The sequence below is a fragment of the Pseudobdellovibrio sp. HCB154 genome (assembly GCF_046267985.1).
GTDB lineage: Bacteria > Bdellovibrionota > Bdellovibrionia > Bdellovibrionales > Bdellovibrionaceae > Pseudobdellovibrio.
The window spans coordinates 1,791,194-1,811,689 of sequence record NZ_CP176530.1 but is presented as its reverse complement, the minus strand read 5'-3'; the positions used below and the strand labels follow the sequence as shown (position 1 = coordinate 1,811,689).

Annotated in this window: 20 protein-coding genes and 1 tRNA gene; 8 read left to right on the top strand and 13 right to left on the bottom strand. The window is 39.4% G+C overall.

What is annotated here, in order from left to right:
- The first annotated feature begins 69 nt into the window (after positions 1–69).
- Positions 70–489 carry a hypothetical protein gene (locus ACKWCF_RS08850; protein ID WP_409477215.1) on the top strand — a complete coding sequence of 140 codons (420 nt, stop codon included), beginning with the start codon at positions 70–72 and terminating at the stop codon, positions 487–489.
- Here the strand turns inward: ACKWCF_RS08850 and ACKWCF_RS08845 are convergent, their stop codons facing one another.
- The 7 genes from ACKWCF_RS08845 to ACKWCF_RS08815 are packed head-to-tail and all read right to left on the bottom strand — an operon-like array spanning position 490 to position 7,718.
- A complete protein-coding gene (locus ACKWCF_RS08845; protein WP_409477214.1) occupies positions 490–1,224 on the bottom strand; it encodes an ABC transporter ATP-binding protein in 735 nt (244 codons plus the stop codon).
- Positions 1,221–2,849 (bottom strand): ABC transporter permease, encoded by a 1,629-nt coding sequence (locus tag ACKWCF_RS08840; RefSeq protein WP_409477213.1) that lies wholly within the window; start codon positions 2,847–2,849, stop codon positions 1,221–1,223. Before ACKWCF_RS08840 ends, ACKWCF_RS08845 begins: the two co-directional genes overlap by 4 nt.
- A gap of 2 nt (positions 2,850–2,851) precedes the next feature.
- Entirely contained in the window at positions 2,852–3,844 is a 993-nt protein-coding gene (locus ACKWCF_RS08835) for an extracellular solute-binding protein (protein WP_409477212.1), read from the bottom strand.
- 2 nt (positions 3,845–3,846) lie between these two features.
- Positions 3,847–4,923, bottom strand: coding sequence for a glycerophosphodiester phosphodiesterase (locus tag ACKWCF_RS08830; RefSeq protein WP_409477211.1), 1,077 nt, complete (start codon positions 4,921–4,923; stop codon positions 3,847–3,849).
- 23 nt (positions 4,924–4,946) lie between these two features.
- Positions 4,947–5,729 (bottom strand): patatin-like phospholipase family protein, encoded by a 783-nt coding sequence (locus tag ACKWCF_RS08825; protein ID WP_409477210.1) that lies wholly within the window; start codon positions 5,727–5,729, stop codon positions 4,947–4,949.
- Positions 5,730–5,763: 34 nt separating this feature from the next.
- Positions 5,764–6,126, bottom strand: coding sequence for a response regulator (locus ACKWCF_RS08820; RefSeq protein ID WP_409477209.1), 363 nt, complete (start codon positions 6,124–6,126; stop codon positions 5,764–5,766).
- The gene (locus ACKWCF_RS08815; RefSeq protein ID WP_409477208.1) at positions 6,123–7,718 is read right to left on the bottom strand and encodes a PAS domain S-box protein; all 1,596 of its coding nucleotides are present in this window, start codon (positions 7,716–7,718) and stop codon (positions 6,123–6,125) included. Before ACKWCF_RS08815 ends, ACKWCF_RS08820 begins: the two co-directional genes overlap by 4 nt.
- A gap of 169 nt (positions 7,719–7,887) precedes the next feature.
- On the opposite strand from ACKWCF_RS08815, the gene ACKWCF_RS08810 reads away from it, so the two are divergent.
- Positions 7,888–8,826 carry an alpha/beta hydrolase gene (locus ACKWCF_RS08810; RefSeq protein ID WP_409477207.1) on the top strand — a complete coding sequence of 313 codons (939 nt, stop codon included), beginning with the start codon at positions 7,888–7,890 and terminating at the stop codon, positions 8,824–8,826.
- A 19-nt stretch (positions 8,827–8,845) separates the two neighbouring features.
- On the opposite strand, the gene ACKWCF_RS08805 is transcribed toward ACKWCF_RS08810, so the two are convergent.
- Positions 8,846–8,921, bottom strand: a tRNA-Val gene (locus ACKWCF_RS08805).
- Positions 8,922–9,019: 98 nt separating this feature from the next.
- On the opposite strand from ACKWCF_RS08805, the gene ACKWCF_RS08800 reads away from it, so the two are divergent.
- Complete coding sequence (locus tag ACKWCF_RS08800; RefSeq protein ID WP_409477206.1) at positions 9,020–9,694, top strand: hypothetical protein; 675 nt, start codon at positions 9,020–9,022, stop codon at positions 9,692–9,694.
- A 3-nt stretch (positions 9,695–9,697) separates the two neighbouring features.
- Positions 9,698–10,102 (top strand): alternative ribosome rescue aminoacyl-tRNA hydrolase ArfB, encoded by a 405-nt coding sequence (gene arfB / locus ACKWCF_RS08795; protein ID WP_409477205.1) that lies wholly within the window; start codon positions 9,698–9,700, stop codon positions 10,100–10,102.
- Here the strand turns inward: arfB and ACKWCF_RS08790 are convergent.
- From ACKWCF_RS08790 to ACKWCF_RS08780, 3 genes are all read right to left on the bottom strand, one after another.
- Positions 10,099–11,361, bottom strand: coding sequence for an aldehyde dehydrogenase family protein (locus ACKWCF_RS08790; RefSeq protein ID WP_409477204.1), 1,263 nt, complete (start codon positions 11,359–11,361; stop codon positions 10,099–10,101). The genes arfB and ACKWCF_RS08790 overlap by 4 nt on opposite strands.
- 81 nt (positions 11,362–11,442) lie before the next feature.
- A complete protein-coding gene (gene ttcA / locus ACKWCF_RS08785) occupies positions 11,443–12,216 on the bottom strand; it encodes a tRNA 2-thiocytidine(32) synthetase TtcA (protein WP_409477203.1) in 774 nt (257 codons plus the stop codon).
- Positions 12,213–13,256: a mechanosensitive ion channel family protein gene (locus ACKWCF_RS08780; RefSeq protein WP_409477202.1), complete on the bottom strand. Its 1,044-nt coding sequence runs from the start codon at positions 13,254–13,256 to the stop codon at positions 12,213–12,215. The genes ttcA and ACKWCF_RS08780 overlap by 4 nt, the downstream gene beginning before the upstream one ends.
- 89 nt (positions 13,257–13,345) lie before the next feature.
- Between ACKWCF_RS08780 and ACKWCF_RS08775 the strand changes: the two genes are divergently transcribed.
- The 4 genes from ACKWCF_RS08775 to ACKWCF_RS08760 all read left to right on the top strand — a co-directional run bounded on the left by ACKWCF_RS08775 (position 13,346) and on the right by ACKWCF_RS08760 (position 18,859).
- Positions 13,346–13,843 (top strand): hypothetical protein, encoded by a 498-nt coding sequence (locus tag ACKWCF_RS08775; RefSeq protein WP_409477201.1) that lies wholly within the window; start codon positions 13,346–13,348, stop codon positions 13,841–13,843.
- A 156-nt stretch (positions 13,844–13,999) separates the two neighbouring features.
- The gene (locus ACKWCF_RS08770) at positions 14,000–16,132 is read left to right on the top strand and encodes a hypothetical protein (RefSeq protein WP_409477200.1); all 2,133 of its coding nucleotides are present in this window, start codon (positions 14,000–14,002) and stop codon (positions 16,130–16,132) included.
- Positions 16,133–16,151: 19 nt separating this feature from the next.
- On the top strand, positions 16,152–18,275 hold the full coding sequence (locus ACKWCF_RS08765; protein ID WP_409477199.1) for a hypothetical protein: 2,124 nt from the start codon (positions 16,152–16,154) through the stop codon (positions 18,273–18,275).
- Positions 18,275–18,859, top strand: a complete 585-nt coding sequence (locus ACKWCF_RS08760; RefSeq protein WP_409477198.1) for an RDD family protein — start codon at positions 18,275–18,277, stop codon at positions 18,857–18,859. The genes ACKWCF_RS08765 and ACKWCF_RS08760 overlap by 1 nt, the downstream gene beginning before the upstream one ends.
- Here ACKWCF_RS08760 and ACKWCF_RS08755 read toward each other — a convergent pair.
- Together ACKWCF_RS08755 and ACKWCF_RS08750 are read right to left on the bottom strand one after the other, a co-directional pair.
- Positions 18,836–19,975 carry a methyltransferase gene (locus tag ACKWCF_RS08755; RefSeq protein WP_409477197.1) on the bottom strand — a complete coding sequence of 380 codons (1,140 nt, stop codon included), beginning with the start codon at positions 19,973–19,975 and terminating at the stop codon, positions 18,836–18,838. The genes ACKWCF_RS08760 and ACKWCF_RS08755 overlap by 24 nt on opposite strands.
- On the bottom strand, positions 19,945–20,490 hold the full coding sequence (locus ACKWCF_RS08750; RefSeq protein WP_409477196.1) for a hypothetical protein: 546 nt from the start codon (positions 20,488–20,490) through the stop codon (positions 19,945–19,947). The genes ACKWCF_RS08755 and ACKWCF_RS08750 overlap by 31 nt, the downstream gene beginning before the upstream one ends.
- Between the last annotated feature and the right edge of the window lie 6 nt (positions 20,491–20,496).

Here is a 20,496-nt window from a genome sequence, read left to right as displayed (position 1 = left end):
AAATCATTTTCTTGTAGCATGATAGCTAGAGATAGTCGTGTCATAGACACGCTAAAAAGGAGAACAACCATGTTAAAAAAATTAGTTTACACAGCTGCCGTGACGACAACTTTATTTGCGCAAGCTGCATTCGCCGAAGACTACGCTGAAGCAAAAGGTCGCTATAAAGGTGATAAAGTGGTTGTTATCGATTTAGGAGACGAATCAAAATCTGTATCACGTCGTGATTTGGAAAAACGTCTTTACCGTTTAGAGAAAGCTGTGCGCCAATTGCAAGAGCGCGTATTTGATTTAGAAGTCGAAAACGGCGAACTTAAAGATGATAAAGTTAAGAAAGTGACTTGTTACATCAAAACGAACAGTAAAGGTGTTTTCAGCTCAACACAGAAATCTCAAACTCAAGCCAGAGCTGAAGCTATGCAAAAATGCAGTGAAGTGATTAAGTTCGGTTTTGAGTGTGAAGAAGATAAAGTGAAGTGCGGAGAGTAGTTACTCTCCACATTTGATAAAATCAGACACAAACTCGGACGCTGGTTTTTTTTGAATTTCAGCCGGCGTTCCAATTTGTTCAATCTTTCCGTGATTCATAACAACGACTTTATCACTCATCTGAAAAGCTTCTTTTTGATCGTGAGTCACGTAGACCATGGTTAATTTAAGGTCTTGTTGAATTTTACGAATATCTTTGCGCATTTTTTCGCGAAGTTTGGCATCTAAGTTTGAAAGTGGTTCATCTAATAAAAGAATTCTCGGGCGCATCACAAGGCCGCGAGCTAAAGCCACACGTTGTTGCTGTCCGCCTGATAACTCGTGCGATTTGCGGTTTTCTAGGCCTGCTAGTTCAACAGTTTTAAGAATACCTTCAACATCTGATTTAATTTGTTCTTTCGCGATTTTCTTTAATTTTAACGGATAAGCCACATTATCAAAAACATTCATATGCGGCCATACAGCGTAAGATTGAAAAACCATTCCGACATTTCTTTTTTCGGGTAACATAAAACTTTTATTTTTAGGATCTGATACGATATCAGAATCAAAATAAATTTTACCGTGAGAATTTTCTTCTAAGCCCGCAATCATTCGTAAAGTCGTAGTTTTTCCACAGCCAGATGGTCCTAAAAAACTTACGAATTCGCCATTTTCGATAGTTAGATTAATATCTTTAACGGCCCAATTTGCTAAGTATTGTTTGCCGACATTTTCAAAAATAACTTTACTCATAGACCATACCGTCCTTTAGAGAGAACTTTTAAACCGAAATTAAGAAGTAAAATAAACACGACAACGATCACCGATAAAACCGAGGCTCCACCGCCACCCATATCTGAGTATTCTTGCAGAGAGAAAATTAACGTGCCGATGGTTTCAAGGCCTGGGCCCGTTAGTAAAATCGTCATCGTAAGTTCGCTTAATACCGGCATAAACACTAAGAACATAGAAGCGATAAGCGCTGTTTTAAGTAACGGCATGTAGATCGTGTACATGATAGTCCACCAGCTAGCTCCTGAAATACGAGCCGCTTCTTCAAGTGACGGGTGTATTTGTTGATAACCATCACCTACGGTCTTAATACTTAAGCTCATATATTTTACAATGTAAGCTAATAAAATTAAAAATAGAGTGTTGTAAAGTGATGGGCCAACACCAAAGAAGCCTTGGCTAAATGATAAGATAAAAGCTAAGGCTAAAACTGTTCCCGGAGTTGAAAACGGAAGGCTAGCAATTACGCTTGCGATGTTTTTGCCCCACCAACGTGTGCGGTACATAAAATAATTAAAGATAAAAGCAAAGGCTGTGCAGATGATAGCTGCGCCAAAACCCAACAAGAGCGATTGGCGAAGAGCGCGTGCGGTTTCTTCGGTTTGAAATAATACACGTTCAAAGTTATTCAACGTTAAACCTGATAAGCTCCATGAACCTTGAACAGAGCTTAAAGCTGAAAGTAAAACACCTGATAGTGGTAAAATAAAAATAATAAACAGTAAAATGGCCAAAATAACTGTAACTGGAGTTTTCCAGGCATTTAGCGGCACTAATGACGGTCGCGCTGTTTTTCCACCAACAGTGTAGTTCTTGCTCGCGCTAAAGAGTAACTGTGTGCCGTAGAGTAAAACGAGTGTGGTGATTCCTAAAATCACAGAAACTGCAATACTCATCTGTAATCCAGTAGCTGTGCCCATACGTTGATACGTATAAATTTGCGTGGTCATAAGATAGATACGCGCAGGTCCACCCACTAAAGCCGGTACACCAAAGCTTGCAGCTGTTGCTAAGAACGAAAGTAAAAAGCCACTTAAGATCGCCGGGCGTAAAAGTGGTAATGCGATATCAATGAAGACGCGTAAGCCGCTGGCTCCAGATAATCTGGCCGCTTCTTCTAATGAAGAATCCATCGAATCTAGAACAGTGAGTGCTGTTAATAAAACAAAAGTAAAAAGAAAGCTTGTCTCAACCCAGATAAGGCCTGTGTAAGAATAAATATTTAAATTAAGACCTAACCACTGGTTTAAAACACCACTTGTAGGATTAGCTAAAATAATCCAGCCAATCGCTCCCACAAAAGGAGGAATCGCGTAGGGTAAACAAAACCCTGAACGAAAAAACTTTTTAAAAGGAAGATTGGTGCGGGTTAACAACCAAGCCAAAGGTAAACCCAAAGCTAAGCATAAAACACCCACTGCAAAAGAAACGATTAAAGTGTTTTTAACAGCTTTAATCGTATTTTCATTTGTTAGCACTGACTGAAAGTCAGCAAGTTTTGGAATTAAGTACAGATAAACCTGCGGGCTTAAAAAAAGCGCCGCAAGTAACACTAAACAAATTCCGTAAACTATTTTTTTAATCACAATTAGAAAATGATTTTAGCAAATTTATCTTTGATTTCATCGCGAGTTTTCATAGTCTCAGCGATAAATTCACGTGTCCAAGGAAGAGCTGTTTTTTCGATTTCAGCAAAAGTTGGTGCACCTACCGGAGCTGCATTGCCAGCAACAGATGGGTACATGAAAGATCTTGCCATAGCCGCTTGACCTTCAGGACCAAACATCCAATCAACGATCTTTTTAGTTTTTTCTTGGTCGCCATCTTTTTTAACGATCGCTAAAACATTTGATTGAATTACCGCGCCGTCAGTTGGAATAACCCATTTAATGCGCGCATCAGTAGAAGTTAAACGTAAGATGTTTTCTAAAAGCACTACACCCACTGGACGCTCTTTGCTTTGTAAACGACGAACTACGCCAGAGTTTCCACCTTCAGAGATCACGTTATTTTTACGTAACTGAGAAAAATAATCCCAACCGTATTTTTTCGCTAAGAACGCTACAGTTGTAAAATTTGTACCAGAAGCTAAAGGACTGCCTGTTGAAACTTTATCTTTCCATTTAGCTTCGCTTAATTCTTTAAAAGATTTTGGCGCATCTTTTTCGGTTACGGCTTCAGTGTTGTAAGCAATCACCATGACTGGAAAGCTTAATGTTGTATAAAAGTTATCTGGGTGTTTAAAGAAATCTTCAACTTTTTCAGAATTAGCTGGTTTGTAAGCCACTAACTTTTGTTGGCTGGCCATATCTTCATACCAGAAACGATCAGAAGAAATTAAAATGTCAGCTTGGATTTTTCCAGAAAGGTTCTCGGCTTGTACCTTAGCAGCTACTTCTTCTGAACCCGCTTGGTAAAACTGTACGTCTACGTCTGGAAATGCCGTCGCTAATTTTGGCTGAATGTCTGCGATCGTATCTTTATAAAGTGATGTGTAAATCCATACTTTAGTTTTTTCTTCTTTCTTCGTGCACGAAAAAGGAAGCAAAGCCATCACGGCTAGTAACATAATTCTTTTCATGATCATCTCTTTTCTTTTTGAGTTTGTTCTTTTACATAAGCATCGCGAGCGGCAACGGCATCAGCTGCGAAATCAGAAAACACACCATCTACTCCTAAGGCAAAGAATTCTAAGTATTCAGCTTTAGGGTCTTTGTTGTATTCTTTAAGTAAATATTTTTCTTCACTTCTGAACGTGTACGGGTGAACAAGTAAACCTACAGCGTGAGCAGCTTTAATTAATTCTGTCGGCGGGAGTTTTTCTTCGGTCTTTTCGCCATTTTTATCAGTCACGATTTTTGTAGGAATAAGATAGCGTTTGTAAGGCCCAATACCATCGGCCGTTTTTTTGATGTCTTTTAAATTTTCAATCTTGCTTACCATATCAAGGTAAGTGCGTTTATCGCCCGAAGCCTGAAAGTCGGCGGGCACTAACTCTGGATCATCAATCAAGTACACTAACTTGTTTTTAGTTAATTTTTTCAGCTTTTTTAGATTTGTTAATTCAAAAGACTGAATAAATACCGCAGAAGATTTTTTATTAAGACCAGTGGCTTTTAATTCCTTAGCTAAAGGTTCTTCTAAAGAAAGCTTAATGCTTTGAAAGTAAGTCGGGTGTTTTGTCTCTGGGTACAGGCCAATCGTACGTTTTAATTTTTTACCTTGGCTTTGTGCTAATTCGATAACTTCTTTAAAAGTTGGAATTTCAAATTGACCATCATACGAATGATCGCGAAAAGCCAGACGTTCTTTGGCACGCAAAGTTTTAATTTCTTTTAACGTAAAATCTTCAGTGAACCAACCAGTGACTGATTTGCCATCGATAGTTTTAGTTGTTTTACGATCTGGAAATTTTGTTGCCACATCTGTTGTTTCGGAAATTTCATTTTCATGACGGGCTATTAATACGCCGTCTTTTGTGCTTACTAGATCGGGTTCGATGTAATCAGCGCCCATGTCGATGGCTAACTGATAAGAAGCTAAGGTGTGTTCAGGGCGATAACCGCAAGCCCCGCGATGGCCTAAAACTAATGGTTTTTGTAAGGCTGAAGCGATCAGCGAAGAAAACACGATGGCGCATGTAATGAATAATTTCAACATGCTCCAATTGAATTTCGAAGCAATTACAGAGTCAAATTATTATTGTGTTTGGAATTTTCACTGTGCGCCATAGCTGGAAGTAGCGCTAGGTTTTCAACAGGCGCTTCAAGCCAAAGTTTTGACTGACGATAAGATTCAGTGATGATTTCGCCACCCACGTGGAGGCGGTCAGGGCCTGAGCGGGGAATGTCTTTTAATTCAAATTGCAGAAGTTTAGAGAAGTGTTTTCTATTCACACGTGGTGATTCAAAACCGTTTGTAGTTCCTAAGCTGTGAGCTAGCACAAATTCATCGCGATCAACACCCGATAAGCCCATTTTATCAGCGACTCCGCCGTCTAAATAGACACGCTTATCAATGCGAACCGGATGAAATAACCCAGGTACCGCACAAGAAGCGCGTGCAGCCTTAGCTACCGAGCCACTTTGTAAAGTTTTAGTTTTAAGTGCGAAGATATCAAAAGCTGAAATTTGTAGCGGAATTTTTAACGAAGCAAAATTCGGAGCCATAAACTGCTCAAACATACGTTCCATTTTATCGCCACGAACTAAGCCAAAACCAAAACCTACATCCCAGAAATCAGATTTTTTAATTGCGGTAAACTCTTTCGCCATCTCAGAAGCAGTTAAACCACTGGCTGTGCAAGCTGCAACTAAAGCACCTGCGCTACTTCCAACAACCATGCGAGGTTTTAGACTTTTTTCTTCTAAGGCTTTAATAAAACCCGTGTGTGCGAAAAATCCGAAGAACCCAGAGCTTAAAGATAGAGTAAAAGGTTTTGAATGAAGTAGATCGGCCTTAATCATATGCGTGATAGAATCATGATACGGGGCCTGTTTGTCAATTGCAGTATTTTCTAACAACCGATAACAGTTCACCAAAGTTAACAGGCTTTCTGATTGATTCCACGCCAGCTTCTTGGGATTTACTATGAATTTCAGTATCGGCCGAAAAATAGGCGACGGGAATATTTGCAAGCTTTTCATTTTCAGTACGTACTTTTAAAAACTCGTGGCCGTTCATATTTGGCATCATTAAATCTAAAATAATAAGACCAGGCGGGTGAGCCATGTTGTTAATAGCGTGAAGACCTTCAAGGCCATCAGAAGCTGAAGTTACTGAATAACCTTCATCTTCTAAAATATCAGCTAACGTTAGGCGGATATCGACGTCATCATCCATAATCATCACTGATTTTTTCATGCTTGGCCTTTCGGTATTAAAGGAAGTTTAACTGTAAAAACAGAACCAACACCTACGTCACTTGCAACAGTGATTGTTCCGTGGTGAGCGTCGATGATTTGTCGAGTGATATAAAGGCCTAATCCTAAGCCACTGATGTCGGCCTGGGCGTTCGCGCGTTCAAATTTTTCAAAAATCAAAGGTAAGCTTTCAGCGTCAATGCCTTTACCTTTATCTTTAAAAGAAATAACCGCAAAGTTTTCTTGTTGAGTTAAAGTAATTTCTACTGGCTTTTTGTTTCCGTATTTTAAAGAGTTTGTCAGTAAATTCACAAACACTTGGTCGATACGTAATTGATCAAATACCCCAACCACACGTTGTGTTTCAAGAAATCGGACCGTTGAGTCTGAAATAGAAATTTCTGATTTAAATCTTTCTAAAATTTCATGGAGCAATTCGTTAAGGCTGCAATCTTCGTAGTTTAAAGTGAGTTTTCCTGAGTTAATGCGTGAAACATCAAGTAAGTTATCCACTAAACTTGTAAGACGGGTTAAAGAACGTTCTGTGGTATCAGCCATACGCTTTAAGCGATCTTCGGTGAGACTGCCTAAAGTTTTTTTGTGAATGTGTGAAATCAATGACTGAATTTGTAATTTAAGTGGAGTCATCGGAGTGCGTAGTTCGTGCGAAGCGATACTTAAAAATTCATCGCGCGTTTGCACGGCGATTCGCAATTGTTCATTGGCTTTTCTTAAAGCTAATGTTCGTTCTTCGACACGCTTTTCAAGGTTTGTGTAAGACATTTTTAAAAGGTCTTCAGCGCGTTTACGGTCAGTGATGTCACGGGTAACTTTAGAAAAGCCTACAATTTTTCCGTGCTTTTCACGAATAGCGGTAATTAAAACACTGGCCCAGAATCTGGTTCCGTCTTTACGCAAGAGCCAGCTTTCTTCTTCGTAACGGCCGGTCTCCATAGCTTCTTTTAATTCGTATTCGCATTTTCCCATCTGAATATCTTGTTCAGTAAAAAAGATAGAATAATACTTTCCGATAATTTCTGAAGCTTCGTAGCCTTTAATTCGGCGGGCCCCTTCGTTCCAGCTTGTTACACAGCCGTTGATATCAAGCATAATCATGGCGTAATCCTTCACGCCTTCAAACATTAATCTAGCTCGGCGCTCACTTTCGCGTAAACGCTCTTCGGCTCTTTTTCGCTCAGTTAAATCACGAGTGACTTTAGAAAAGCCAAGATGGTGACCATTTAAATCAAAAAGGGGTGTTAGAACAATATTCGCCCAGAACGTTGAGCCGTCTTTACGAATACGCCAACCTTCTTCTTCATAACGGCCAAACTCTAAGGCCGTTTTAAGCTCGTATTCAGGATGTTTTTTTTCTAAATCTGGTGCGGTGTAGAATTGTGAAAAATGTTTTCCGATAATTTCGCTGCTTTTGTAGCCCTTAATGAGTTCAGCACCTGTATTCCAGCTCTGAATAATGCCATTAGAGTTCATAAAAAAGATCGCGTAATCTTTTACAGAATCTATCAGAAGCTTAAATTTCATGTCGTTAGGATCATATGTTCCCGACGACGTTGTTGGTGGGAGCTCAGCCATACCACTAACTATAAAAGGGTGATGAATATATCAACAAAACCTGTTGAATTTGTTAAGATCGGGGATTTTTTACCCAATAATTTCAAGTTTATAATTGTATGCTTATATATTAAGCATGTATCGGTCTTTCCTGGTAAAAAAGGCCATTTTTGACCTAACATAAAAGAGAATGAAAAAAATGATCTTCATCTTAGGCTTATTCATTTATTTGAATGCGACGGCGAACACTTGCTGGGAAAATTTCAAACGCGAAACTGAAACGCAAATGCAAGAGCGTGAATACCAATATCAAATCTTAGATAAAAAGTTTTCTAAGCTTACAGATCTTGCCAAAGCCTATACCCAAGAAGGCCCAAAAGATGAATTAGTTATTCTCCTTCATGGTTTTTTGGCAAATCCTAATGAAGTCAGATCCATCGCTGATACAGTAAATCGTGCTGGTTATCCCGTGTATTCAGGATTAATTCCTGGTTATGGGGCTACAGCAAAAGTGGCGAATTACTATAAAAAAGAACACTGGATCTGGTGGAGCCAGCAGGAGATTGCGCGTGCTGAGAAGTGTTTTTCTAAAATTCATCTTATCGGATTTTCAACGGGCGCGACGATCTTTCACGATTATGTATCAGCTCACCCCGAAGATAAAAAAATTCAGTCCGTGGTTTTAATCTCTTCGTTTTTTCAGAACAAAACGATTTTCGACTGGTTTTTAAAAATTACACGTGCTTCTGGAATTAAGGAAGCCGGCGTAAGCTGGGTGTTTAGTCATTTACCTGTATCAGATGTGCAAGTGATTCATGATCACCCTGAGACGTACTTGCAACGGGCTCCGGTTGATTCGATGTTTGAAGTGATCGATTTAGGTAAGATGAATCAGAAAAGACAATTAGAACATAAATTAACAGTGCCGGCTTTAGGAGTCGTTTCTGAAGAAGACTGGGTGGCCTCACCGACAAAACAAAAGCGTGTACTTCGTAAAAACTTTGAAGATTTAGAATTAATCACATATCGCAGACCAGGTCATATTCCGCATCAAGTGATGTTACACGAAGTTAGCCAAGTGGCCGATCAGGTGCATGAACTCGTGATGGATTTTATTGAGAGACATTAAACAAAAGATCTTTGAAAAATGGTGCAGCCTACAGAACTCGAATCTGTGACCTCTTCCATGTCAAGGAAGCGCGCTACCAACTACGCTAAGGCTGCATAAATTTAAATAAATGCCTGTAAATAATAACCTTTTTTCGGGTAGGGTCAAGTCCTGGCTTGCGCTTATACCGATCTTGGGAGTATCACCTAACCCTATGCTATCATTTGAGTTTTTACCTGCGATCCTAACTGGCCTTACTGTGGCCGTGCTTCATGCCTCATTACCAACGCACTGGCTTCCGTTTGTGTTGGCGTCACGCACTCAAAAATGGAGTTATAAAAAAACATTTTCGATTTTAATGATCGCAGGTCTTGGTCATGTTTTAACAACGACTCTTATTGGTGCATTAGTAGTGTGGTTTGGTGTTAAGATTTCTGAACAAGCTTCGCAGATTTTTATCTTTGTTGCGGCTGGTGCCGTTTTCTTATTCGGTGCGTACAACATTATTCAGCACTTTCGTGGGCATAAACATTCGCACTGCGACGATACTCATCCGCACCACCATGATTATAAAAAAACAGCTAGCGATGGTTGGGCTATCTTAAGCCTTTTATCATTATTAACATTTTCTCCGTGTGAGTCTTTTTTGCCGGTTTACGTGTCGGCATGGCCACTAGGGTGGGCGGGATTCGCCGTTTTATCGTTGGTGCTAGGAGTAGGAACACTTCTTGCGATGACGATCTTTATGACGCTTATGTTTTTCGGTGCAGCTAAAGTTAAACTTCATTGGTTAGAGAATAACGAAAAATTAATATTTGGAATTATGTTACTTTTCTTGTCGTTAATGGTTTATGTAGTTGAAGTTTTAATGCCGCACACGCATGGTTAATATATGGCCCAAATTGCGCTAGAAACCATTTTAGATGCTGTAGAGTTCTCGGTAACTCGTTCGTCAGGCGCGGGTGGTCAGCATGTGAATAAAACCAATTCTGCGGTGATTGCTAGTCTGGATTTGCTTAAATTAAAAATCGCTGACGATAAAAAATCATTACTTTTTAAGAACTTAGCTCATCGTTTAGCACAAGGTCATATTTTGTCTGTTCGTTGTGAAGATCAGCGTGATCAAAAATCAAATAAAGATAAAGCTATCGATAACTTAGCGTTTATTTTGGAAAAAGCACTTTATGTTCCGAAAAAGCGTGTAAAGACGAAGCCTACGAAATCATCGGTTAAAAGACGCCTAGAATCTAAGTCGCAAAAATCTGATATTAAAAAATTACGCCGCGAAAAATTCTAAATCTTTTCCATCAACTTCTTTTTAAAATCTGTGTACGGCGGAAAAACAAAACGCATCGTTTTAGATAAAAACTTTTGTTCAATTACGGCGCGCTTATGTGAAAACTCCAGAAAGCCGTGGTGGCCATGGTAAGTGCCAATCCCGCTCGTGCGAATGCCGCCAAAAGGTAAATTGTGATTAGCTAAATGCACGATCACGTTATTAATCGCAACCCCGCCGGATTGAGTTTTGTTTAAGATATCCTGAATATTTTTTTGTGAGTTCGAAAAAATATAAAGCGCCAGCGGATATGGGTTTAGCGCCATGATTTTATAAATTTCATCGAGATGATCAAAAGCAATTACTGGCGCTACTGGGCCAAAGATTTCTTGCTTCATAATGTCTGAATTTAAATCTGGTGAATCGATTAATTCACAGCGTGTTTCACGGTAGTTATCGCCATTACCTGAAAGTTTGGCTACGCGGTTTTGGTGAGATGAATTCACAAAGCCTGTTGGTGTTTCAGCGTTAGCTTTTTCTAAATTTTTAAAAGCTTCGATAAACTGATCTTTTTTAGATCTGTGAATTAAAATGTAATCAGGGGCTACGCATGTTTGTCCGCGGTTTAGAAATTTACCCCAGTAAACTTTTTCTGCCGCGTCTTCGATATCTGCCGTTTCATCAATGATTGTCGGAGATTTACCACCAAGTTCAAGAGTGTAAGGAATTAGTTTTTTAGCACAGGCTTCGGCGATAATACGACCTACAGGTGTAGAGCCAGTAAAAAACACGTGGTCAAAGTCATAAGTTAAAAGCTCTTCAGTTTTTTCTTTGCCGCCAAGTTCGCAGATAACTTCATCTGGTGAGAAAACTTCATTCACCATTTGATGAATCAAACGACTAGTGTTTTCTGTTAATTCACTTGGTTTAATTACTACCGTATTTCCCGCAGCTAAGGCTGGAATTAAGGGATTGATAGCTAATTGAAACGGGTAATTCCACGGAGAGATAATCAACACAGCGCCTTTAGGTTCGTAATGAATTGTGCTCGTGTGGCCAAAAAGCGCTGGCGGTGTTGGAACGCGCTCGGGTTTAGCCCAAGCTTTTGTGTTTTTGATAAAATGTTTAAGCTCAGTTTTTACTACGCTAATTTCAGAAGTTTGAGTTTCAAATTCTGATTTTTGAAAATCTAAAAGCAGAGCTTTCTTAATTTCTTTTTCGTTTTTTTCGATCCAAGCCAGTAATTTTTTTAAATTATCTATACGGTGTGAAATGTTCAAAGATTTATTATGTAACGCTCTGGACTTTAGATCGGAAAATTTTTTAGCTAACATGGGCAATCCTTTGCTGTGTAGTAAAGTTTAGGGAAGCTTCTCGAAGTCGTATAAATTTTTATCAAGGAGGTGGCTTGGTTTTACGTTTTGTAACGCCGTAATAAAACTAGCACTTAAATTAGGAATTTCTTTTTCTAATTCAGAAATTAAGTTTTTCATTTTTTTACGTTTCATACCTTCTTGTGATCCGCAAAGATTGCAAGGAATCACTGGGAAGCCCCACTCAGTTGCTAATTGAATTAAATCGCTCTCAGCCACATACATCATCGGACGAATCACGATGTTGCGGCCATCATCAGAACGAAGTTTTGCAGGCATTGTAGAAACATTGCCCGTGTAAAACATGTTTAGCATAGTTGTTTCGATCAAATCTGTTCTGTGGTGGCCTAAGGCCATTTTTGAATATTTGTGTTCGAAAGCATAATCATACAAAATCGCACGACGCATTTTTGAACATAACGAACAATAAACACCCGTTGTGACTTTTTCTTTCACAACAGAATAGGTGTCTTTTTCGATCATGTGAAATTCGATACCCTCAGATTCAAGCCAGTTTTTGAAATTCATCACATCAAAGCCCGGTTGTTTTTGATCTAAGATTACGGCGGCAATTGTAAATTTGATTTCAGCACGTTTTCTGATTTCTTCTAGTAAGATAGTTAGGATCGAAGAATCTTTTCCGCCAGACACGCAAATCATCACTTTATCACCATGAGCAATCATATTGTAATCGCTAAGAGCCTGTGTAATTTGTTTTCTGATTTTAACAGCTAGTGGGTGGTCGCGGTTAACGGGTTTCATGCTTTCACCTCGTCAGTTTTCTTCATTTCAAATATTTGGTGGGCTAGTTTGAAACCATTTTGCGTAAGAATATCTAAGCAAAAGCTATAAACCTTATCGCCCACAAGATATTGTCTGCCGTAAGAGTCAATAAAGTACACAACTTTAAGTTCAATCCAGTGTTCACTCACATCAGAGATATAAGCCATAGGAGATGGAATGGCGCGAATGTCAGCGATTTGAGAAACGGCTCTTTCTAAAAGATCTTTAGCTGCGTAAGCATTTTGTGTGTGCGAAATGCGAAACACTTGTCTACGTACGATCGGAGTGCCTGCTGGTGAGTAGTTAGAAACCTGTGATGAGGCCATGACTTTATTTGGAAGCGTGATGATTTCGTCTGACCAGCCAACTAAAACTGTAGCTCTCCAAGTAAGTTCTTTCACTTGGCCTACAATCTTATTAGAACCATTTTGAATTTCAAGCCAGTCGCCAAGTTCGAAAGCTTTATCGATTTGTAGTGAAATCCCTGCGAATAAATTTCCTAACGTATCTTGAAGCGCAAGCCCCAGAATTACGGATAAGGCGGCAGATGTTGCCAGTAATGGCGCCACTTGAACGTTAAACAAATGAGATACTGACCAAATACTGATCGACACAAATAGAATCAGTGAAAAAATATTCACTAAAAGAAGTGGCACACCCACTGTCATTGAGCCTAAGAATAAATACATCAACACATTCAGGCGGCAAACACGAACGAATAACACAACGCCTGCGATGTAAGTCATTGTGGCTATGTAAGGCGTTAGCTTTTTAACTAAAACAGAAGCATCAATTTGCTCACGTAACAGCAAATAGACAACAAACAAAAACGTTAAAACAAAAAACTGGCGGTTGATTGTTTTAAGATGGTTTTGAATGCTTTGGTGACGGGCGTTTGAAGCGCGTTTTAAGAATGATTTATAGAACAAAAATGTTCCTAAACACATGATTCCAAGAACCACATACAGTTCAACATCCAAGAGATTGTATAATGAAGCGGGAAAAGTCGATGTAGGCATAGTATTTTTATAGCCTAAATGGTTCGCATAAACTAGACCTTTTATATATTCTGGTATTCAAAAATTAACTTACTGTTTATGCTATAGGCATGAATAATACACCGGAAGCATCTTTGAAGAAACCTCTCGGCGTTTACGCCATGGCCATCTTGTTCATCTTAGCCCCTCTAGGAAACATCTTAATCAGCTTTTTAGGCTCAGGCCTGGCAAACTGGTACGAACCACCGATCTTTATGGCTTTGTTAAAAACAATTTCTATTTTTGATTGGATTTGGTTAGGGCTTTTGATTTTAACTGGGGTTCTATTATTCATTCAGCATAAACTTTCATGGACTGTGGCGATTATGTCTTTAGTCGTGGTGCTGGGTATCAATGCTTTTAGGCTTTTTCAGGCTGATCCGAACTCGATTGAGCCTAACTTTCTTAAAATCTTTTCGATTTTAGCGGTGGTAACGACTTTAGGGGTTCTGGTTATCGCATTTTACTTCAAATTCCCATACATCGACCGCCGTACTAAGTGGACTTCGACTGAGCATAACCCAGACCGAAGAACTGAAGAGCGCGATTCTGAACGCCGTAAAAAATAACCTTAGGGTGTCTCATTTTAGATTGTAACATAATGATTTAAGTTATTAAAAAGAGACACCGATAAGGGACTGTATTTGTATAGAAATTAAAACGGATTTTTTTGAGATACATTTTAAGGATTAAGACAGGAGACAGTCATGAGCTTAAGGCTTTCTATGAGAAATGTTTTTAAATCACTAGCTGCAACAGGCTCGGTTCTAACGATGGTTTTTGCACCAGTGGCTCACGGGTATCAAGCTGAAGATACTTTAAAAAAACAAATCGAATCTTTCATGACAGAGACTCAGCTTAGTAAGCGCATTACTTATAAAGAGTTCTGGAATAAAACTAAACATTTATATTCAGGCCAAGTTTACGCAGATGTTGAGCGCTATTTAATGTCTTCGCCGAATGAATTAATGCCTGAGTTCACATTAAAAGAATCGGTAAGTTCTACGGGAGAGAAAATCCCAACTCTTACGATTAGCGAAAAAGGCAAATCATACCAAATGCAAATCTTTGGTGAAAAAACCAAGTTTGCTAAGTTTAACAATGTTGTTTTAACTGAAAATGACTTGATGTTAATTACGCCGGCGATGAAGCGTATTATGGCGTCAGACATCAAAATCAAAAAAGCCCATGATAAAAATTTAATTAAAGCTAACTCTGAAAAATTCTCAGGCACTCCAAAAATCACTCGTGAAATGTGGAAAAAACTAAGCCCTATGCAGCGCGCTCAGTTTATGTTGAATTTAAGACTTCTTTACTCTGGTGCTGCAGATGTTATGAATGCTAAAGAGGCTTTAGATCTTAAAAAGAGCGTAGACCCTAAAAAAGGTAAAAAAACATCTTCGTTAGAAGGTGGAACGGCTTCGCCATTACAAAAATGGAATAACTTTTTCGCTTTATTAAATGGTGAAGTAGAGGCTTTCGGTGTTGGCTCTGATTGCGTGGTAGCAGGTTACATCGGTAAATACGGCGCAGATAAGAAATGTAAATACCCATCAGAAGCACTTACAGCAGCTAAATCACAAAATTGTTCGATGCCATGTAATCCGACTATTTACGGTTACAACAACGGCGGACTATTTTGTTTAACAAACAGTGCTGAATTACAAACAGCAACTCATCGTAACCAAGGTTGTGATGTTAAGATGCCTTTAACGGCTGTGATTGATGCCTTACCGAAATCAAGCGATCCAACTCACGGATCAAAACGTTATGAAGGTGTTGCGGAAAGAAATAAAACTGAAGCCTTAGCTGAGTTTAATAAAAACCAAAAAGTACAAGATCTTTCTAAAAATTACTTAGCAAGTATGCTTAAAGAACCGCAAAAAACAGCGTTCTTAAGTGGTAATATTGATGATGCTCTTTTAGCTGAACTTCAAAAAATTCAAAAAAACTTTGATGATACAATCGGTGCCGCACGTACAGCTTGCGCTGCCGCAGCTGATAATAAAGAGCAATACGATAAAAACTTCGAAGGCGCTTGTGACCAATTACATAGACGTTTCTTATTCGTAGCTGAGTCGTTAGCTGTTAAACCAGGTTGTCCAGGTAGCAAAGCTATTAACCCAGAAACATTAAAATGTTCTTGTGAGGGCGGTGAAGTTCTTCCGGGTACTCCATCTTGCCCTGTAGTGTCTTCTCCGACGGAGCAAGAAGTATCGGTAAGTGGTACAACTGAAGTTGAGCCAGAGAAATTACAATGTACAAACGGAACTGTAGAAAAAGAAGGTTCGTGCGTTTGTGAAGATGGTAAAGAGCCATCTGGTAAAGATAAAAAATGTGGATCTGGTTTTAACTGGAAACCATGGTTAATTGGCGCAGGTATCATCGGCGGTGCAGCGTTACTTTACTTCTTATTTAAGAAAAAGAAAAAAGATAAGCCTGACACTCCAGTGGTAACACCTCCACAAGGTTGTACAAATGTTTGTGCGGCAAATACAACTTTAAATCCTACTACATGTGCTTGTGATCCAATCGTTCAACAGCCAACATGTCAGGCGCCACAAGTGTTAACAAATGGTGTGTGTGCGTGTCCTGCGGTGAATGCATGTACTCCGGGTCAGCAAGTTTATAATTTAAGTACTTGCCAATGTGACACTGTAGTTCAGCAAGGAATTTGTCCGGATGGAGTAACTCAATACTTCACACCTCCGGGACCAGCAACTTGCCCTGCGCCGACTCAATGTCAAAATGGAACACAAGTTTACCCACCTAATGTTTGTCCGCCAGTTACTGAAGGTGGAAGTGGTAATAACTGCCCAAGCGGAAATTGCAGCGGCGGCGTACCGAGCGCGAACTAAGATTTTTAAAGGATAATTTATGATGAACACGATCTTAAAAAAAATTAACGGTTTGTTGGTAACAGTCTCAATGGCTACCATGGTATTCAGTCCGGTAGCCATGGGTAAACAAGCCCAAGCTGAAGCAGAGAAAATCTCTAAAGCCCAACTTGAACAATTCGTGCAAGAGTTTGGTTTAAATAAATCAATGACGGTGGGTGAGTTCTATAAAAAGAACAAAGATCAGTTCCCGCCACGTATTCAAAAAATGATTGAGCCGTTAATGACTCAATTTAAAAACGAAGCTATGCCGCAGTTTGAAGTAACGCAAGCAAAGAACTCGCAAGGTGAAATGGTTGCAACTCTTCGTATTACAGGTAAAGATCAGCTGTCAAATATCCAATTCTTAGGTGAAAAAGGTAAATTTGTAAAATTTGATAATACGAATTTAACTTTAGAAGATGTTGCAAACTTTGATGATATGTTCGCAAAACTTTACTTCGGAGATGCCTCTCACCGTAAAGGTATGGGTGATGCATATACTTCTCCGAAAACAATGAAAAAGAAAACTAAAGCGACGGCTAAATCTGCTGTGCCAGCTAAATTTTCTGGTACTCCAAAAATCACTCGTGAAATGTGGAAAAAAATGACGCCAATGGAGCGCGCTCAATTCATGATGAATATGAGAATGCTTTGGTCGGGTGCTCAGGATGTTCTTGATGCTAAAGAACTTCGTAAAAAAGGTAAAAAGACTTCGTCATTAGAAGGTGGAACGGCTTCGCCATTACATAAATGGAATAATTTCTTTTCTATGCTTGATGAAGCACAAGCGGCTGACACGAAGTGTGTGGTTGCGGGCTATATCGGTACTTACGGGGCTGGTAAACGTTGCCAATACCCAGCGGGAGCGAAAACCGGTAGTTGTAATTTTCCGTGTAATCCAACGATCTACGGTTTTGATTCAAGCGGTAAGCAATTTTGCTTATCGAGTTCAAGTGAATTACAAACAGCTACTCACTACAATAAAGGTTGTGATGCAAAAATGCCTTTAACGTCGGTTGAGTTACCTTTACCGGCACAATCTGCAGGTAAAGATGCTTCTCGTTACCAAGGTATTTTAGAAGCGAATAAAGCGCAGGCTTTAAAAGATCCAGCCGCTATCGCGAATACAAAAAAATACTTAGAGAGTATGTTAAACGGTTCATCGCCTGAACTAAAAGACGCTTTTGCAAAAGGTAATATCACAGCAGAACTTTTAGCTAAGCTTCAAGAAATTCAAACTAACTTCGATTCTACAATCACAGCAGCACGTAACGATTGTGCGGCTGCCGCTGGTGAAACTCAGTATGACCGCGAATTCTGGGGCGCTTGTGACCAATTACATAAACGTTTCTTATTCGTTGCTGCTTACTTAGAAAAAAATCCAGGTTGTAAAGATGGCGGTAAAGTTGATGAGTCAACTCTAACTTGTTCTTGTGCAAGTGGCCCAGCAGTAGCTCCGGGTGCAGCTTGTGCAAATCCTCCAACGCCAACACCTGAACCTCCAACATCTGGAACTCCGGTAGTTGAACCTCCATCTGATGGTGGTGGCCAATGTGATCCAGCATGCTCTGGTGGCGAAGTTTGCCAAAAAACAGCTTCAGCAGGCGATAACGAAGTTTGGGAATGTGTAAAACCAGGCGGCGATAAACCAGATAAAAAAGGTGGTTTCTGGTCAGGCTTATGGAATGGCGTTAAAAAAGTAGCTCCATGGGTTATCGGTGGTGCGGCTTTATGGTTATTATATAGCAAGTTCTTAAAACCGAAAAAACCTAAACTAAATCCAGCGGCTGATGCTTGTCCAAACGGAACAATTCCTCCGTGTGCTCAAACATGTACAGCGCCTCAAGCGATGCTTTCTAGTGGAGCTTGTGGATGCCCTGCCTGCCCTCCGGGACAAACTATGACAAATGCTTCTTCGTGCTTGTGCGAAAATACAACTGTGACAAATACACTTTACGTTTGTGCAGATGGTATTACGCAAGTGAGCGATTTAGCAAATTGTCCGGCGACACAACTTCTTTGCCCGGGTACAACAGATACGTATGTAACGAATTTATTGAACTGTCCAGAGACGACAACGACGACTCCGACAACAACTAAACCAGTGGATTCTACGCGCTAATGATTATTGAAAAAAATCAATCGCATAACGAAATCGAACAAACCAGAGTTCCTAAAAAAGACTCTGGGCGCGGAGCTGACTTAACAAAGTCAGCTCTTTTTCGTGATCAGCATATTGATTTTGATCTTGGTTTCTTAGGTGGGCCACAAAAACGTACAGGTTTTAGATTATCGATCTGGATGTGGTTAGCAGCGACGATAGATACTTTAGTTGTTTTATCAGTGAGTTGTTTTTTTATGTTATGTTACTCGTTGATGCTTAAGCTAGGTCTTCGCTCAGCACTTGGCTTTACATTGTCACATGAAAATGTGGTTATGACTTTTTCAGTTTTCTTTTTATTCAGCGGCTGGATGTATTTTATCGCGATGCGCGCCTTAACCGGAGCTTCAATCGGTGAAAAAACTTGTTCTCTGCGCTTAGGCCAGCCTCATGAACGCGTAAAAAGATCTTACCTTACACGCGTTGTAATTCGCACCACATTGACTTTGTTTACAGGTATTATCACGCTTCCCTTATTATCATTAATTTTTAAAACGGATATCGTAGGTCATATTACGGGCTTAAATATTTACTCTCTCAAATAACATTACAACTTCAAAATGATTCGTTTGCGGAAACTGATCCACGATGTGGGCTTGGGTGATCTTGTAGTTATGTTGCAAGAAGATTTCACTATCAGCTCGAAGTGATTCTGGGTAACAAGAAACGTAGATAATTTTATTTGGATGAGCTGCAATTACATTTTGGGCAAAACTTTTTAGTCCTGATTTAGGTGGGTTTACCAGAACAGTATCGGGGCTAGTTTGTGTAATTGTTTGCGGTCTCTGAAAATCACCGGCGTTGATCGTAAGATTATCTTTTAAGTTATTTTCTTCAGCCGTACGTTTTACGCTTTCAAGAGCGAATTCATCATTTTCAAAAACACTGACTTTATGACCAAGGCTTAAAAGCGGAAAAGTGTATTGTCCAATGCCGCAACCAAACTCCCAAACATTTTGAGTGTGGCCAGACATCCATTCGGCAATAATATCGGTCATAAGCTTTGCTGTAGCGGCAGAAGGTTGGGTGAAGCTACTGACAGCACAGTTTAGATTGAGTGGACTATTTGTTTTATAGTTGTAGGTATAAAACCAGTGCTGCATTTTTGGGTCAGCTAGTTTAATTTGTTCTTTATCAAAACTAGTTTCATCTAAACATTTTTTTTTCTGTCCAACTTCAATAAAAAAATCTTTCGAAAGTTTTTGTAAGACAGTTTTTTCGACAAGTAAGTTTTTAATATCATTATTGGCAAAATCTAACCATAGACCATATTTGGAAACTTGATTATGACTAGAAACGCGTAGCCTGATCGTGCCGATGCGAATATTAAACTTAGTCTGGGTGATTAAATCAAAGGCCTCTTGTAGCTTTGGCGCAAGCTGCAAACATTTGTTGATTGGAATAAAATTTCGTTCTTTATCGATCAGGCCGATTTGATTTTCTTTAATAATAAAATCAAATCGCTCGCGAAGACCGTATTCACCGGCTGAATGCGAACGGGTCGTGTTAGGTGCAAGATGACCTTGGAATAATTGCTCCAAACGCTTTGTTTTTTCATGAAGTTGTTCATTATAAGAAGTTCCCCATAACGAACAACCCGGACATGTCGTGGCTAGCTCACAAACTTTCATTAAAGTAGATGTTGTAGTTTTTGTGGACAAGATTTTGGATCTTTAACTACGCCTTGTTCAAAGTGTAAATCTTTTTCAGTAAAACCTAAAGTAATGTGCGGGTAAAATAACTCAGCGTTAAAATTATCAATGCCGTATTTATTTTTTAGAAACATACGAAAGCCCTTAATTTCAGGCGCATGCACAACGATGTAGTAAGTTTTCAAAACTTTATTTTTCTCTTTTAGGGAGCCTTCACCCAGACATATTTTATCAAATATTTTTGCCGACCAGTTTTCCCATTCCTGATGAATCACTTCGGGAGAAATTTTTTCTGATAAGGTTTTAAACTCAGGCGGTGTGATGACTGTAATATGGGCTTCACCACGGTTAACAAGCTTTGTGCCTAAAAATGTATCAAGTCTATCTAATGTAGACTTGTATTCTGGGTATTCTAAATCAAGAGAGACGTAGTTCTTAATCGAAGCTGGTTTTTTTTCACTCGCCACTGGCTGATTTTTGCAGCCCACAGCGAAAAGCAAAGCACAAAGTAATACCCATTTCATAAAAAT

What these genes read in the sequence shown, in the direction of transcription:
- ACKWCF_RS08800 (WP_409477206.1), top strand. Translation starts at nt 9,020, where the DNA reads ATGCTATCATTTGAGTTTTTACCTGCGATCCTAACTGGCCTTACTGTG.
- ACKWCF_RS08775 (WP_409477201.1), top strand. Translation starts at nt 13,346, where the DNA reads ATGAATAATACACCGGAAGCATCTTTGAAGAAACCTCTCGGCGTTTAC.
- ACKWCF_RS08820 (WP_409477209.1), bottom strand. Translation starts at nt 6,126, where the DNA reads ATGAAAAAATCAGTGATGATTATGGATGATGACGTCGATATCCGCCTA.
- ACKWCF_RS08845 (WP_409477214.1), bottom strand. Translation starts at nt 1,224, where the DNA reads ATGAGTAAAGTTATTTTTGAAAATGTCGGCAAACAATACTTAGCAAAT.
- ACKWCF_RS08780 (WP_409477202.1), bottom strand. Translation starts at nt 13,256, where the DNA reads ATGCCTACATCGACTTTTCCCGCTTCATTATACAATCTCTTGGATGTT.
- ACKWCF_RS08770 (WP_409477200.1), top strand. Translation starts at nt 14,000, where the DNA reads ATGAGAAATGTTTTTAAATCACTAGCTGCAACAGGCTCGGTTCTAACG.
- ACKWCF_RS08750 (WP_409477196.1), bottom strand. Translation starts at nt 20,490, where the DNA reads ATGAAATGGGTATTACTTTGTGCTTTGCTTTTCGCTGTGGGCTGCAAA.
- ttcA (WP_409477203.1), bottom strand. Translation starts at nt 12,216, where the DNA reads ATGAAACCCGTTAACCGCGACCACCCACTAGCTGTTAAAATCAGAAAA.
- ACKWCF_RS08850 (WP_409477215.1), top strand. Translation starts at nt 70, where the DNA reads ATGTTAAAAAAATTAGTTTACACAGCTGCCGTGACGACAACTTTATTT.
- ACKWCF_RS08760 (WP_409477198.1), top strand. Translation starts at nt 18,275, where the DNA reads ATGATTATTGAAAAAAATCAATCGCATAACGAAATCGAACAAACCAGA.
- ACKWCF_RS08815 (WP_409477208.1), bottom strand. Translation starts at nt 7,718, where the DNA reads ATGGCTGAGCTCCCACCAACAACGTCGTCGGGAACATATGATCCTAAC.
- ACKWCF_RS08765 (WP_409477199.1), top strand. Translation starts at nt 16,152, where the DNA reads ATGATGAACACGATCTTAAAAAAAATTAACGGTTTGTTGGTAACAGTC.
- ACKWCF_RS08835 (WP_409477212.1), bottom strand. Translation starts at nt 3,844, where the DNA reads ATGAAAAGAATTATGTTACTAGCCGTGATGGCTTTGCTTCCTTTTTCG.
- ACKWCF_RS08810 (WP_409477207.1), top strand. Translation starts at nt 7,888, where the DNA reads ATGAAAAAAATGATCTTCATCTTAGGCTTATTCATTTATTTGAATGCG.
- ACKWCF_RS08825 (WP_409477210.1), bottom strand. Translation starts at nt 5,729, where the DNA reads ATGATTAAGGCCGATCTACTTCATTCAAAACCTTTTACTCTATCTTTA.
- ACKWCF_RS08830 (WP_409477211.1), bottom strand. Translation starts at nt 4,923, where the DNA reads ATGTTGAAATTATTCATTACATGCGCCATCGTGTTTTCTTCGCTGATC.
- arfB (WP_409477205.1), top strand. Translation starts at nt 9,698, where the DNA reads ATGGCCCAAATTGCGCTAGAAACCATTTTAGATGCTGTAGAGTTCTCG.